The following is a 12,709-nucleotide window of genomic DNA, read 5'->3' as shown; positions in this document are numbered from 1 at the left end:
CAGCCATCATTTTCAATTTTGGAATTTATCTCACTTAAGAGTAAGCCAAGAAATGAAGCTGCAAAAGATTCAGTTGATGTCTTTACTGAAGTCTCCAAGGAATAAAAATCCTTGGGATTACTAAAAAAGTTCTCCTCTGCTGAATTTAACTCTTCTACGAGAGTGTTTAATAGTGTTACAATTGACATGAGAGTAACAGCTCCTTTCGTTTTTTGTTTTGTGGTGAAACTATTATAACAAAAGGTTGTTACTCTCATTTTTATTTTTCTTTATTCAACTGACAAAATCTTTACTCTATTCATCAGCTTGAAGTTTGTACATTAGTTTAATAATCTCAATATTTTTTCCTTTCTGCTTCATGTATCCTCCTCCAAATAAAAAAGGAGAAGCAAGCCGACAAAGGCTTAACTACTCCGAGCAACACATAAACAGCGATTTTCCAAAAAGAAGAATCATTGTTTATGAAAATCAAAATGTTCAGTTTTGTGTGTTTATCCGTTTATCTGTTGCTCTAAGAAAAAAGGGCAACAAAAAAGGAGAAGGTCTACTTAAAAGGTAGTTCCTTCTCCTCATCATCAGTTATTGGTTTAAAATCAGGCTTTTTTGTATTAACCCAGGCTCGTTGCTTGCCATAGTCTTTGAATACATGGCTTGCAATATTTCTATAATCAGGACATTTCTGATTCATTATTTCGCCTATAGCCTTAGATTCCCATGACGCTGTGGATGAATACGGGCTATTGCCTAAAGCTTCCACATATAGCATCTTTGCACAAACGTATTCAGGCTGATTTTCTTCTATGAAATTTAGTATTGCAGTTTCCATAGGATCTTCAGGTGTATATTTTGATTGAAGCCTTACAAGCTCCTTTTGAAGTTCTTTTGTAAATGCAAGCTTGTAGTTACCACTTCGATATATCTCCATGGCTTCAGCCCACATCTGAGCGAAATAATATCTGGATTCATTTTCATTCTCCAGGATATGAGTTTCAGCTTTTTCCATATGAACTTCTATTGGAATGAATCGTCTGTTACCAGATTTGTCAGGTGGTAAAAATTGAATGGTGTTAGATGAACCTGCGAAGACACATATTCTTGGATGGTCCTGTGCATACTTATCATATGGAGCTCGATATGTGTCAGATAGCCTGCTTAGGAATGCCTTAGTGTCTTCAACGTATTTGGCATGTAGAATAGCTGTCATCTCAGGCATTTCTATAATCCAATGTCCCTGAAGCTTTTCAAATACTTCCTTATCACTAAGCTGCTTGATATCATCACAGAACCAGTTATCATACATTGCTAAAAATCGAAGGAATGTAGATTTTCCTGCTCCCTGTCCGCCAACAAGGCAAAGCATGTATTCAAACTTGCAGCCTGGATTAAAGACTCTTTCTATTGCACCAAACATAAATAGCTTTAAAGCCTCTATGTTTATAGGTGTCTTTTCTACTCCTAGGAAATGACTAAGAGCATTTTCAAGTCTTGGTTTTCCATCCCACTTAAGACCATTTAACATATCTTTTATTGGGTTATAGGAATTCTGATTTGCAATAACTCTGATAGCACGCTCTATCATTCTGTCTACGTGAAGATCATAGTTCCTTTCCAGATAAATGATAATGTTATCTATATCTGTGTCTGTAAGAGACCTTCCATTTCTGTTCCAACCAAGGTCTTTAACAATATCAATGCCTCCGCTTAACTCATTTTTCTTAATAGCACCTGCCAAAAGAGAATCATTTTCCATCACTAAGGTGCAGTTATTATTTGTCTGCTTGATTTTCCCTTTAGCATCCTGTTCAAGCTTTGATGTCCATTCTTCGGATTCATCTGTATCTGTTATTAGTGTATATCCGTTGCTTTTAAAGAGTGCTTCAAGCACTTTAGCATCCTGCGGACTTAAATTTAGTGATTCGTTTTTCAATTTTAGAAACCTCCTTGTCAAATGTTTTAATAAAGTCAATTTGTTCTTTCATTGTTCCGTAGGTCAGCTCATCAATCATTGCATCGATACGGTCAAAGTTATTGAGTGCTTCCAGGAAAAGAGGATTTGCATTATCAAGATTCATATCATCTGGAACTAGTTCTCTTTTCCATTTAAGAAGTAGACCGTGATACTCATGCAAAATAAAAAGAGCATCACGACGATTCTTCGCAAATGCTCTTTCGAGTTCCTTCTTGTGTTCAATTTCCTTTTTCTTTTCTTTTACTATTGATGAATAGCTATAACTATCGCTCTTGGGATTTAAGTTAAAGTCTAAGCAGATTTTCTTTGCAGCATCAATAGGACTTAAGTTGTAAAGCTGTTGGACAATGTTAATTACATCACCATGTGCTCCACAGCTGAAGCAGTAGTAATAATCTTTATTAAGCTTCATACTAGGGTGTCTATCCTTATGGAAAAGACAGCAACACATTTTATTATTGTTGTAGTTGATACCATAAAAAGAAGCGGCTTCCTCAATGGAAACAGCTGACTTGATCTCTGTAAAATAATTCAATTGTTATTCCTCCTATCGACCTAATTCGTATTTGCGTTTTTTAGTTACTTGATGAACCGGAATGTTAGTCGCAGGCTTTTTAATCATTTCTTCTGCAATCTTTCTTATCTTATAGGCTTCACTAGCTATTACCTTGCAGTCTTTATAAAGTTGTTGCTTTTGGGATTTAGATTTCTCAAGATTGCTTAAATTGATTTTTGCAATTTCCCAGTTTGGCTTTCTGCCGTACCAATAATTATCAAGCATTCGTTTGGCTAAATGATATTTATCAAGTGCATCTCTATGTTCAGCCACATACTTCTCTTGGTTCCTCTTTAAACGAAAAGAAAACTGCTTGTCATAGATAGGTTTTGTTTCAGCCAACATTTGACGATAGCGAAATGCATCCTTGATTTTAGAAATCTTTTTATCAATCTCTGAAATATCCACCTGAAGTTCATTAACTTTTCCATATGATGCATGAACAAAATCCTTAAGTTCTTCAAAAGTGCTAATGTTGTTTTGGGATAAGAAAAATATCACAGCAGCTCTTTCCTTTAAATTTTTTACCTTTGCTTTGTTACTCCATGCATTGATATAGCGCTTGTCATAATAATCAGAAACAAGCTCACCAAGTGATGGAACGTATATTTTTTGCTTATGACATTCTTTTATGAAATTTGAGAGCCATTCAGAGATATCAATAAGGTTTGTAGATAGCTTTTTAATCATTTCATTAAAAGCCTTTATCCTGCGGTTCTCATCACCGATTTCAGTTTTAATCCCCTTTGCTTCCATTGCTCTTACCTGAGGTCCTTCATGAATAGTTGGAAGTAGCTCAAGTCCTTGGGCAGAATAAGAACGATGGTCTATTCTGCAATCAAGTCCATTTTCTTCAAATGCCTTATTAAAGATATCTGCATAAGCTTTCCTCCAGGCATCAAGCGTTTCAGGATCTCCCCAGTCAGTTGTCGGTACAGATTTAAAATCATATTTGCCATTTGGCTTTTTAATTCTTTCGCCATTCTCATCAATAAGATATTCTCGCTTTTGTTTTTCTCCCCAGGTTCCATCTTCATTAAGAGGACGTATGGGAATTAGCATGTGAACATGTGGATTTGGGATGCCACCATGTTTATCTGGATCATGAATTGCATAATCTACAATCATTCCTTTTGATAAGAAGTTTTCCTTAATGAATTTTTGGGCAATTTCTAAGTTTTCTTCATAGCTCAATTCATTTTGGAGAGAAAAATCAAAAGTGTAACATAGCTGAGCTTTAGGATGTTTTTCAATTACTTCAAGTTCATTAAATAATACTTCACGGTCATGCAATCTTTCTGGCGCATAATCAGGAAGTAGAAGTTCTGTAAAGAGCACGCCATGCTTTTTGGTGTAATCATGGACATCGCCATAGTAGTCATCAATGAGTCTTGTTCCTGTAATATATGCATCGCTTGCCAAACAACTTTGTCCTTTTCCTCGACTAACTTGAGATACATGAAAATGATAAAGTGCCATTTAGTTTTCCTCCTTTACTTTGGCTAGTAGTTTGCTGACAAGTTCCTTTATCTTCGGATAAGAAAAAAGAGCATCACAGAATGCCATGAACTGGTTATCTGTTAGCTCTTTTGTTTCAGGAAGAAGTGATTCAATGTGACCTGCTCTTGTGCATAGCCTGTGTGTTCTTCGTTTTCTTTCCTGCTTCTTCTGATATTCAATTCTGTTTTCTAGTAAAGTGACTTTGTGTTCAAGCTGTTCACAACGCTTTAGCGTTTTTTGATGAATGGCCTCCGCTTTTTCATAGTCTGATAGTGCTTTTGTTAGTTTGGAGCTAATAGTATAGCCCTCTACAATCGTTTCTTTGTTTTCCATAATATTGGTTCCTTTCATATTTTTGTTAATAGTGTCTTGCACGATTGCCTGCAATCCCGGAGCGACAGCGAACGCAAAATCGACGAAGTCGGGAAGACTTTTGCGAAGGCAAAACGCACATACCTCTTGAAGAGGTATAGAAGTGCGCCCTTATTAAAATAAGGGGCTTTAGCAAGTCTCCACTTTGGGGCTTCTAATAGATAATACGGATAAAAACTGAGGCAGGTCTCAAATCAAACAAAGATGAAAATATTGGAGAATTATGGAAACTGAATTGGGATTTTCTTTCAAATATGAAAATGTTACAATAGGATGAAACATTCGTTTGGAGCGTTTTTATAAGGGAGATTATTAATGGATGTTATGGAATTAGATGTCTTTTTGCCTGAAGATAGACCAAAAAGACTTGAGCAATTAAGAAGAAAAAAAGGTTTAGATAAAGGTGATGTTGCTAAGGCTATCGGAGTAAGCAATGCCACCTATGGAAGAATGGAATCAGGTGGTGTAGATTCAATCACTGGAAAAAGCTTAAAAGCTTTAGCTGACCTTTATAATGTCTCTACTGACTTTATTTTAGGATTAACTGATAATCCAGAGCCTTTCTATCATGATATAGGTGAGCTTGGTTTATCTGCTGAAGCAGTCAAGCATTTGCTGACTGATAATGTAAATCCTGATGTTGTAAATGAGCTATTACTTAATAAAAACTTTCGTCAAGCAACAAAGTCTATGGCAATTTACTTTTCAGGACAGATGGATGAAACGTACAAGATTAGAAATGATTTGTTAAGCTGCACCGCTGAGTTTTTGGAAGATGAAGTTGACATCAATGAAATAACTGATGTTGAAGAATTTCAAAATGACATTAAAGAAATAAAATCTCAAAAGTTTACTGCTTCAAGATATGAATTTGACCAGATTATCCATAGAATAGAAGCTGCTGTTCGAGAAATCAAAAAGAAATCTGAGGAAGAAATAAAAGCCAATGGCCTAAATCGTACTTCTGACTTAAATAGAAAAGTATTCAATACATTCGTAGAAGAATATAAGGGGAAATCTAAGAAAAATCTATCTACTGATGAAAAGATTGACATAATGATGACTGCTACTGAAAAGTCATTATTGGAGCAGGGAGCAAATGAAAAAATGGTAAAGGCATTAAGAACACCAATAAGATGGTTCTATAAGGTGGTGGCTCTTTTTGATAAGAAATAATGAAAAGAAGCCTTACACACAATGAACGTCTAAGTCGATTTAATCAAGAGCTTTGTACCAAAATTCAATCTGGTGATGACAATGCCAAACAGCTCCTCATTCTTGCTAACAAAGGTCTTGTTATAGCAAATGCTATCCTAGTAGAAAAGGAATACTCCCTAAATTCTAATCCCTATGGAGGCTGGGATATTGAAGATTTAATACAGGAAGGATATCTAGCTCTGATAGATGCAGCACTTTCATTCTCGCCAGAAGCAGGCGCTAAATTTTCAACATACGCTACTGAAGTTATAAGAAATAAGATGCGTGATGTAGGGCGAAGAACGTTTGGAACATTTGAGAAGCATTCAGTTGATGATGGTCTTACAAATATCTTTCTGGACGATGATCCTGCTAATGGGTACAGAGATGAGTACATCGGACAGCTAACTGCTGAAGCAAGTGTTGACAGTCACCGTGATCCTACAGGTGAGTTGGCTGTTCACAGAACTATGCTCCTTAAAATGCTAATCAGATTGCAGGATTTACCTTCAGATGCGAGAAAAGTCCTCACCTATCACTATGGCTTTAGCCTGAGAGAAGGAAGGACGCTTGAAGCTACAGCTAGGCATTTTAATAAATCTAAAGAAACTGTTAAAGGTATCGAGCAGAGCAGTTTACAGCATTTGAGAGTAGCCATGAATGATTATTCGGTCACATGAAAGTATTTTATGCTCAATTTTATATAATTGATTATTTATATAATCTAAATATAATAAATACACAAAAATAGAATAATGTGCATTAAACACGAAAATTCGGACATTTTTCACAGAAATTCTATTGATTATTTCCATTGAAATTAACAAAAAATATCTATATATTATTTTACAACATATATGATTAGACTGAATGTTCAGACAAAAAGGATGGGCTTTTCGATGGGAAACAGAAGAAGTGAAATCAATGTTGTGATGTCTGAAATCTTAGAAGACAATCAGTTAATGGACATCAGCCTTGCTGACATTGTCAATAAGTCTTTTAGTGAAATCAATGTATCGCAGCAGGAAAAAATGTTAATCGAAGCTTTAAATGCTGCTGAGTAGTTTGTAGAAAGAAAAGAGGTCATTAATTTGACCTCTTTTTTATGAGGATTATATTGTGTCAGTATATGAACGTGAAATGGAAACTGAAGAGGCAATAGAACTAGCAAAACAATGCCTTGATTTCTTAAATTTAAACTATGAAATAAGTGAAAAAAAAACTATTGTTGATAGTAATGTGTCGACTTATAGTGTGATTTTAAATGGCACTGTACAGGGAAATGGAAAAGGGTATTCAAATCAGTCATTAGCAAGTGCTATTTATGAGGCAATAGAACATTATATTTATCAAAATAGTTCAAACTCTGAGATGAGTGTACCTATTTCATCAATTTGTGATGGAATAATACAAAACGAATATGCTGTAAAGGTCTTGAAAGAAAATCTATCGCCTGATGATATAATTGGTGCTACAAAATTTTTTGATGGAAACAATAAGATTTTTTTCCCAACTGCATTATGGAATGTTTATAACAATAGTATTCCTGATAAATGTGTATCTATAAAAAAATATAGCACGAATTCTGGGTGTGCAATCGGAACATCATTAAATGATGCTCTTATTCATGCGTTAAACGAGTTATTGGAAAGATATTCACTTTCTAAACATTACTATAATGTATTTATCGACCATAGTGAAAAAGCTGTATTTATTAATCCCAAATCATTATCTGCCAGTTTATTAGAATTATATAATACAATATCCGCTGAGATTGGCACAGAGATTATTATTGTTGATATTAAAACATTTGATGGTTTTTTTTGTTATCAAGTTTTTGCAGACAATCCTGGAACAGGAGTACCTTTTAAAGGGAGCGGACTATCAACGTCTTCAAGATATGCTCTTGAACGAGCATTGCTGGAATGCCTTCAAAGTTATCACCTACAGTGTGCACAGAATAAAATTGAGGATGTAACCGCACTATCGTTGTTTAAGGAGTTGAAGAAATATAATGCGATTCTTTGTCTAAAGTATGGTGCTGATATTCAATTTGCTGACTATGTTACTTCAAAAGAAATCGCTGCGGAGCAAATATATCAAGAAGAGATTAAGATAATTGAGCAGAATAAAATGAATATTAGCTATAAGATTTTATTTAGTTATAATCAAATAATTTGTGTACAAGTAATACTACATGGCAATGATAAATTTTATTTAGTTGGAAGTGGTATTCCAGTTGTCCCTAATGATTAAAAATATAATTATAAAGATGAGGACTTTAAATGCAGACAGTATATATAGAGGAGCATCAAGAAGCTTTTAAAGAAATTGTTAAGTTGCATAGAGTGAAGAAACAAAAATTTACCTTGATTCATATAGATGATCATAGTGATATGAATGAAGCTATTGTAAGTGAATCTGCAATAAATAATCTAACTGATGAATCTATTGATTTAATCTCATATTCTCAATTGAACTATGGAAATTATATTCCTCCCCTATTGTACACGGATATTATTGAGGATGTAATTTGGATATCTAATCATAACAGTGAGAGATTTTCTGAAATATGTATAAATACTGAACAAAAGGCAAATGATTTTATTTCATTATTACCAATTAAAACGAAGGTAGCGGGAAATATCCATAAATTAATTACATGTAGAGCGGATACAAATTTAACACATATATATGATTTTTCGAATAAATCTGTAATTGTGAGTGTGGATTTAGATTATTTTGGAAGTAATGACCATTTAGGAGAACTTATTGAATTAGAAATAACACGAAATCAATTCTTTGAGTTACAAAATAATATTTATAATAAAGTTAGATGTTCGTTTGGAAGCAACTTAAATGTCTACTCAAAGGATTCTAGGTATTATGTTAAATTATTTGGGCTTGAACCAATTCCAGCATGTAAAATATCAGAAAATGAAATAAAAGCTAACTTAGCAACTTTGCGTGATTTTTTTGTTAGGCACAACTTGAATCCTGATTTAAATATCATTTGCAAATCAGAAAGTAGTGGTTATACGAGACAAGAAGTAATTAAATATTTTGTAGAAAATAGGATAAATATATGATTGAATGTAAAAATGTAAGTTATAAATATGAGACGTTTGAAAAAAAAGCGGGTCTAAAAGGTTCAATTTTGGATTTTGGTAAAAGGGAAAAAAAAGAAGTAACTGCACTAGACGATATAAATTTAAGTATTGTCGAAGGTGATATTATTGGAATACTAGGCCCCAATGGGGCCGGAAAAACAACTTTAATTAAGTTGCTTACTGGAATAATCAAACCTCAGCAGGGAACAATTGACAGTTTAGGGTGCAATCCATTTTCTAAAACTCCAAATTATTTATCACAAATTGGAGTTGTTTTAGGACAAAAGACACAGCTGATTTGGGATTTACCAGCGTTTGAAACTCTTAAAATGCTTCAAGCTATTTATAATGTTTCGAATGCTTCTTTTTCGGTTCGGTTAAAGTACTTGACAGAAAAACTTCAGATAGCAGATAAACTTTTCATACCAGTCAGAAAACTATCATTGGGTGAAAGAATAAAATTTGAGTTAGTTTGCTCAGTGATTCATTCTCCTAAAGTATTGTTTTTAGATGAACCGACTATTGGGGTAGACATTGTGAGTCAATATGCTATATATGATTTTTTGCATGAATTGAATAGTAAGGAAAAAACAACTATTATCCTAACAAGTCACTATATGAATGATATAGAAAAAATGGCTAATCGCATAGCAGTCATCATCAAAGGTAAAATAGTTAAAGAATCGACGATTGATGAAATTAGAAAAGAATATAGTACCCAAAATTGCTATATTATAGAGACTAAGGAAAATAAGATACCATTTGATGCAAAAGCATATAGAATTGAGAGAATTGAAAGTTGTAAATATAAATTATATTTGAATGAAGATTCCGAAAACATTCTAAATAATGTAAATATATCCAATATTGTCTCAATCAGGGAGGAAGTACCAAAGCTTGAAGAAATTATATTTAAGATGTTTACACAGGAGAACCAATGAATAAGTATCTAAGAATTTTATATAGTCAAATCAGTTCACAGTTGATATATAAATTTGATACTTGTGTCAAGTTGGCGTTAAAAGTTATGCAAATTTTGACAACTGTGTTTATTTGGAAAGCGATATATATATCAAATGAATATAATTATATCGGTGAGTATTCGTATAACAATATGATTATGTATATTATATTGGCAAATGTAGCTAGTGTTATTTTTTCTTTTGAACCTTGTTTTAGGTTGGGGACTCTAATACATTCTGGAAAACTTACAACTTTATTGTTAAGACCAATACATTTGCTTTATGAAAGTTTTGCCAGATATATGGGAAGTAAAATTTTAGAGGTTACAGTATATTTGATTTTGGCATTTTTTATGATTAATGCTCAAGGAGCAGATATCTTGTATGTGTTTTTTGCATTAATTTTTTTGCTATTAGCCTTTTTAATGTTTTTCATGTGTGTTTCAGTAATCTCAACAATAGGTTTTTGGATTATACAAATGTGGCCGTTAAGATCAATATTAACTGCTATTTATCTACTTATGGGAGGTTTGTATTTTCCACTTGATTTGTTACCAAAACCATATTATATGGTTTTATCAGTTACACCATTTGCTATTGTTGGACATGTTTTGACAAAAGTATTAACTTGCCAGGTGGAAAATACTTTTATTTTATATTACTGTTTAATCACATTAATATGGATAGTATTTTTATATTATATCTATAATATTTTGCTATCTAAAGGACTAAAAAAATATGAAGGAATGGGCAATTGATGAATAAGAGATTATATAAAGTTTTTATTTCGCAAAGTATTCAAGAATGCTTGGTCTATAGAAGTACCTCAATTTTTGTAGCATTGTTTGGAATTATGTTTTTTTCCATAGAAATGATAACTGGAATTATCTACTATGAGTATTCGGATACAATACTTGGCTGGACACGAAATGATTATTTTTCTTTGATATGTACATCAAATATAATTTTAAGTATGTATCAAGTGTTGTTTGTTTCTGCACATGAAAATTTATCGGATGATATTATAGAAGGAAATTTGGATTATGTTTTTGTTCGTCCAGTAAAGTCCTTTTGGTATTATGCATTATATAGGTTAGATATTCCAAGTGCGGTTAATTTAGTCATAGCAATTATTATTCAGATGGTGATTATTTCGAAGTCAAATTACTATCGCATAAATATAATTGAATATGTAATTTTTATTCCATTTGCTATGATGTTTGTATTCTTGGTAAATCAGTTAATGGTTATGTTTTCGTTTTGGAAAGAAAAAACTAATAAATTGATGGGAGTTCCAGAATCTTTAATTGATGCGTCTACGCGACCAAAGGTTATATATCCCAATAGCATAATATTTTTTTTAACATGGGTTCTTCCTTTTTTTACAGCGATTAATGGACCCGTCGAAATACTTAAAGGAAATATTAGCGTAGTGGAATTAGTTTGGTTTATTATTTTTTTGGTTGTATTATCTATTATAGTTGGGATGGTTTGGAAAAGAGGTTTGGCGAAATATGCGTCTGCAAATTAAATATGTGGATGATTTTACAAATCTCAATAATTATTGTCAGGGGTTCCCTAAGGGGTCCCCAGTAATAGTGTGGTGCTAGAGTCCCCTTTCTTTCAGTATTTTTATGGTGACGTTACAATTCAAGTCCCAACTTCTGTATGACATGAAAATGATCTAGGTGACCCCTCAGGTGTTCCCTAAGCAAATAGCGGTGCTAGAATCCCCTTTCTATCAGTATTTTAAGATAAGGAATGCGATTCGAGTCCCGTCTCGCGCTCTTTTAGTATAAAAAATAGGATCATCCATTTATGGGTGGTCCTATTTTTGTACTAAATGAGCACTTCAATCGAGATGTTTCCTTATTCCCGTCGAGCGCGAACTACAACAAGGGGTACTACTGGGGTACATTCGTTGATTTAGGGCTTATAGCCCTTATTTTTTTCTTATTTTGTCATTATCCAAACATCTCATTCCAACTATCAGTATCAATATCACCAAGATATCATATCTATGTAATATGTCATTTCTTTTCATCAATCTTTTGAAATTAGTTTTCACCATGAGAAGTATACTTGTAGACAGCCCTATTTTTTATTTTCAGCCCCTCAATACGACTAATGCCTTCTTCTGGATGTTTTGATATATAATAGAAAAACTTTCTTCCGAAAGCACCTGCACCTCTAGCACGTGACATCAAATTCCATTTTTCTCTATATACATCAGGGAGTGTAAAAGGTTCTATAATATTAATCCTTTTTATTATTTCAACAGCTTCGATTGGTGTAAATTCAGGGTTTGGCATAGTTTTATCTCCTTCTAGTTTAATGGCTGTGCTCATATTCATTTTTCCAATCAATTAAAACTTGTCTTTGTTCGGAGGTTACTCCATCAAAAATAGGATTTGTAGAGTTCAGCCAATCAGTAATATGTTGATATAAGGTTTTTTCACCATCTTCAGTTACCACCGTTTCAGTTGCTTTAATAAGCGCTTCCCAAGTATTTCGTGCACGTTCACTAGCTTCTATAGTTCTATCAATTCCTAAAAATAACGCAAAAATAATTAATGCTAAGCAAAAACAACGAACTGGAAGGCTTATCCTAGATGCTTTTCCGGCCTTCGATTTTTTACCATCAATTATTATTAGCACTAATTCTCCAATTATGATAGAAATTATTATAATAATAAGAAATTGAAATATATATTTTTCTCCTACTATTATATAAAGTCATAGTCTTTCTTTACCTTTTCTATAGGTTCGACTATGCTATTTTAAGATACTGTGGATTGGTATTTTTCTCCTACCACTTGATGGTTTTTGAGAGGCTCCAACCACAGTCTCTTTGTTTATTTGTTAATCAGTTAGTTACCGCATGACGGTTTATCAAGAAGTAGGTTACGATTGCAAGGAGCCCTGTGGATCTTAAAACAGTATCAATCTATTTTAAGGAGGTCCTATATGATTTTTGTAGGAATTGATATCGCTAAAGATAAGCATGATTGCTTTATCACTAACACCGATGGAGAAGTTCTTT

Annotated in this window: 14 protein-coding genes and 1 pseudogene; 8 read left to right on the top strand and 7 right to left on the bottom strand. The window is 33.2% G+C overall.

Annotated elements, in window-relative coordinates; translation table 11 throughout:
- From BM097_RS16575 to BM097_RS15255, 5 genes and pseudogenes are all read right to left on the bottom strand, one after another.
- Window positions 1–188 (bottom strand): annotated as a pseudogene (locus BM097_RS16575) (ISLre2 family transposase); the annotation flags it as partial.
- 356 nt (window positions 189–544) lie between these two features.
- Window positions 545–1,927 (bottom strand): virulence-associated E family protein, encoded by a 1,383-nt coding sequence (locus BM097_RS15270; protein WP_242942028.1) that lies wholly within the window; start codon window positions 1,925–1,927, stop codon window positions 545–547.
- The gene (locus tag BM097_RS15265; protein ID WP_090528473.1) at window positions 1,887–2,504 is read right to left on the bottom strand and encodes a CHC2 zinc finger domain-containing protein; all 618 of its coding nucleotides are present in this window, start codon (window positions 2,502–2,504) and stop codon (window positions 1,887–1,889) included. Before BM097_RS15265 ends, BM097_RS15270 begins: the two co-directional genes overlap by 41 nt.
- Window positions 2,505–2,516: 12 nt before the next feature.
- The gene (gene mobQ / locus BM097_RS15260) at window positions 2,517–4,004 is read right to left on the bottom strand and encodes a MobQ family relaxase (protein WP_090528470.1); all 1,488 of its coding nucleotides are present in this window, start codon (window positions 4,002–4,004) and stop codon (window positions 2,517–2,519) included.
- Complete coding sequence (locus tag BM097_RS15255) at window positions 4,005–4,358, bottom strand: DUF3847 domain-containing protein (protein WP_177184182.1); 354 nt, start codon at window positions 4,356–4,358, stop codon at window positions 4,005–4,007.
- A 354-nt stretch (window positions 4,359–4,712) separates the two neighbouring features.
- Here BM097_RS15255 and BM097_RS15250 point away from each other — a divergent pair, with 354 nt between their 5' ends.
- The 8 genes from BM097_RS15250 to BM097_RS15220 all read left to right on the top strand — a co-directional run bounded on the left by BM097_RS15250 (window position 4,713) and on the right by BM097_RS15220 (window position 11,197).
- Window positions 4,713–5,573, top strand: a complete 861-nt coding sequence (locus BM097_RS15250; RefSeq protein ID WP_051194705.1) for a helix-turn-helix domain-containing protein — start codon at window positions 4,713–4,715, stop codon at window positions 5,571–5,573.
- Window positions 5,573–6,274 carry a sigma-70 family RNA polymerase sigma factor gene (locus BM097_RS15245; RefSeq protein WP_015548222.1) on the top strand — a complete coding sequence of 234 codons (702 nt, stop codon included), beginning with the start codon at window positions 5,573–5,575 and terminating at the stop codon, window positions 6,272–6,274. The genes BM097_RS15250 and BM097_RS15245 overlap by 1 nt, the downstream gene beginning before the upstream one ends.
- Window positions 6,275–6,493: 219 nt before the next feature.
- A complete protein-coding gene (locus BM097_RS16455) occupies window positions 6,494–6,658 on the top strand; it encodes a hypothetical protein (RefSeq protein ID WP_015548221.1) in 165 nt (54 codons plus the stop codon).
- 55 nt (window positions 6,659–6,713) lie between these two features.
- Complete coding sequence (locus BM097_RS15240) at window positions 6,714–7,850, top strand: YcaO-like family protein (RefSeq protein WP_028246286.1); 1,137 nt, start codon at window positions 6,714–6,716, stop codon at window positions 7,848–7,850.
- Window positions 7,851–7,879: 29 nt separating this feature from the next.
- Window positions 7,880–8,683 carry a peptide arginase family protein gene (locus BM097_RS15235; RefSeq protein ID WP_015548220.1) on the top strand — a complete coding sequence of 268 codons (804 nt, stop codon included), beginning with the start codon at window positions 7,880–7,882 and terminating at the stop codon, window positions 8,681–8,683.
- Window positions 8,680–9,645, top strand: a complete 966-nt coding sequence (locus tag BM097_RS15230) for an ABC transporter ATP-binding protein (RefSeq protein ID WP_026653608.1) — start codon at window positions 8,680–8,682, stop codon at window positions 9,643–9,645. Before BM097_RS15235 ends, BM097_RS15230 begins: the two co-directional genes overlap by 4 nt.
- Window positions 9,642–10,424: an ABC-2 family transporter protein gene (locus BM097_RS15225; protein ID WP_028246285.1), complete on the top strand. Its 783-nt coding sequence runs from the start codon at window positions 9,642–9,644 to the stop codon at window positions 10,422–10,424. Before BM097_RS15230 ends, BM097_RS15225 begins: the two co-directional genes overlap by 4 nt.
- Window positions 10,424–11,197, top strand: a complete 774-nt coding sequence (locus tag BM097_RS15220) for an ABC-2 family transporter protein (RefSeq protein ID WP_026653665.1) — start codon at window positions 10,424–10,426, stop codon at window positions 11,195–11,197. The genes BM097_RS15225 and BM097_RS15220 overlap by 1 nt, the downstream gene beginning before the upstream one ends.
- Window positions 11,198–11,723: 526 nt before the next feature.
- On the opposite strand, the gene BM097_RS15215 is transcribed toward BM097_RS15220, so the two are convergent.
- A complete protein-coding gene (locus BM097_RS15215) occupies window positions 11,724–11,978 on the bottom strand; it encodes a hypothetical protein (protein WP_090552358.1) in 255 nt (84 codons plus the stop codon).
- A 19-nt stretch (window positions 11,979–11,997) separates the two neighbouring features.
- Window positions 11,998–12,324 carry a hypothetical protein gene (locus BM097_RS15210; RefSeq protein WP_090552354.1) on the bottom strand — a complete coding sequence of 109 codons (327 nt, stop codon included), beginning with the start codon at window positions 12,322–12,324 and terminating at the stop codon, window positions 11,998–12,000.
- Between the last annotated feature and the right edge of the window lie 385 nt (window positions 12,325–12,709).

It is taken from the genome of Pseudobutyrivibrio sp. OR37 (genome assembly GCF_900113655.1).
Classification (GTDB): Bacteria; Bacillota; Clostridia; order Lachnospirales; family Lachnospiraceae; genus Pseudobutyrivibrio.
Note: the sequence above shows the minus strand (reverse complement) of the source record. Positions and strands in the feature narration are given on the sequence as shown.

Coding starts and splice junctions, on each gene's coding strand:
- BM097_RS16455 (WP_015548221.1), top strand. CDS start 6,494: ATGGGAAACAGAAGAAGTGAAATCAATGTTGTGATGTCTGAAATCTTA.
- BM097_RS15220 (WP_026653665.1), top strand. CDS start 10,424: ATGAATAAGAGATTATATAAAGTTTTTATTTCGCAAAGTATTCAAGAA.
- BM097_RS15225 (WP_028246285.1), top strand. CDS start 9,642: ATGAATAAGTATCTAAGAATTTTATATAGTCAAATCAGTTCACAGTTG.
- BM097_RS15245 (WP_015548222.1), top strand. CDS start 5,573: ATGAAAAGAAGCCTTACACACAATGAACGTCTAAGTCGATTTAATCAA.
- BM097_RS15230 (WP_026653608.1), top strand. CDS start 8,680: ATGATTGAATGTAAAAATGTAAGTTATAAATATGAGACGTTTGAAAAA.
- BM097_RS15235 (WP_015548220.1), top strand. CDS start 7,880: ATGCAGACAGTATATATAGAGGAGCATCAAGAAGCTTTTAAAGAAATT.
- BM097_RS15255 (WP_177184182.1), bottom strand. CDS start 4,358: ATGGAAAACAAAGAAACGATTGTAGAGGGCTATACTATTAGCTCCAAA.
- mobQ (WP_090528470.1), bottom strand. CDS start 4,004: ATGGCACTTTATCATTTTCATGTATCTCAAGTTAGTCGAGGAAAAGGA.
- BM097_RS15250 (WP_051194705.1), top strand. CDS start 4,713: ATGGATGTTATGGAATTAGATGTCTTTTTGCCTGAAGATAGACCAAAA.
- BM097_RS15215 (WP_090552358.1), bottom strand. CDS start 11,978: ATGCCAAACCCTGAATTTACACCAATCGAAGCTGTTGAAATAATAAAA.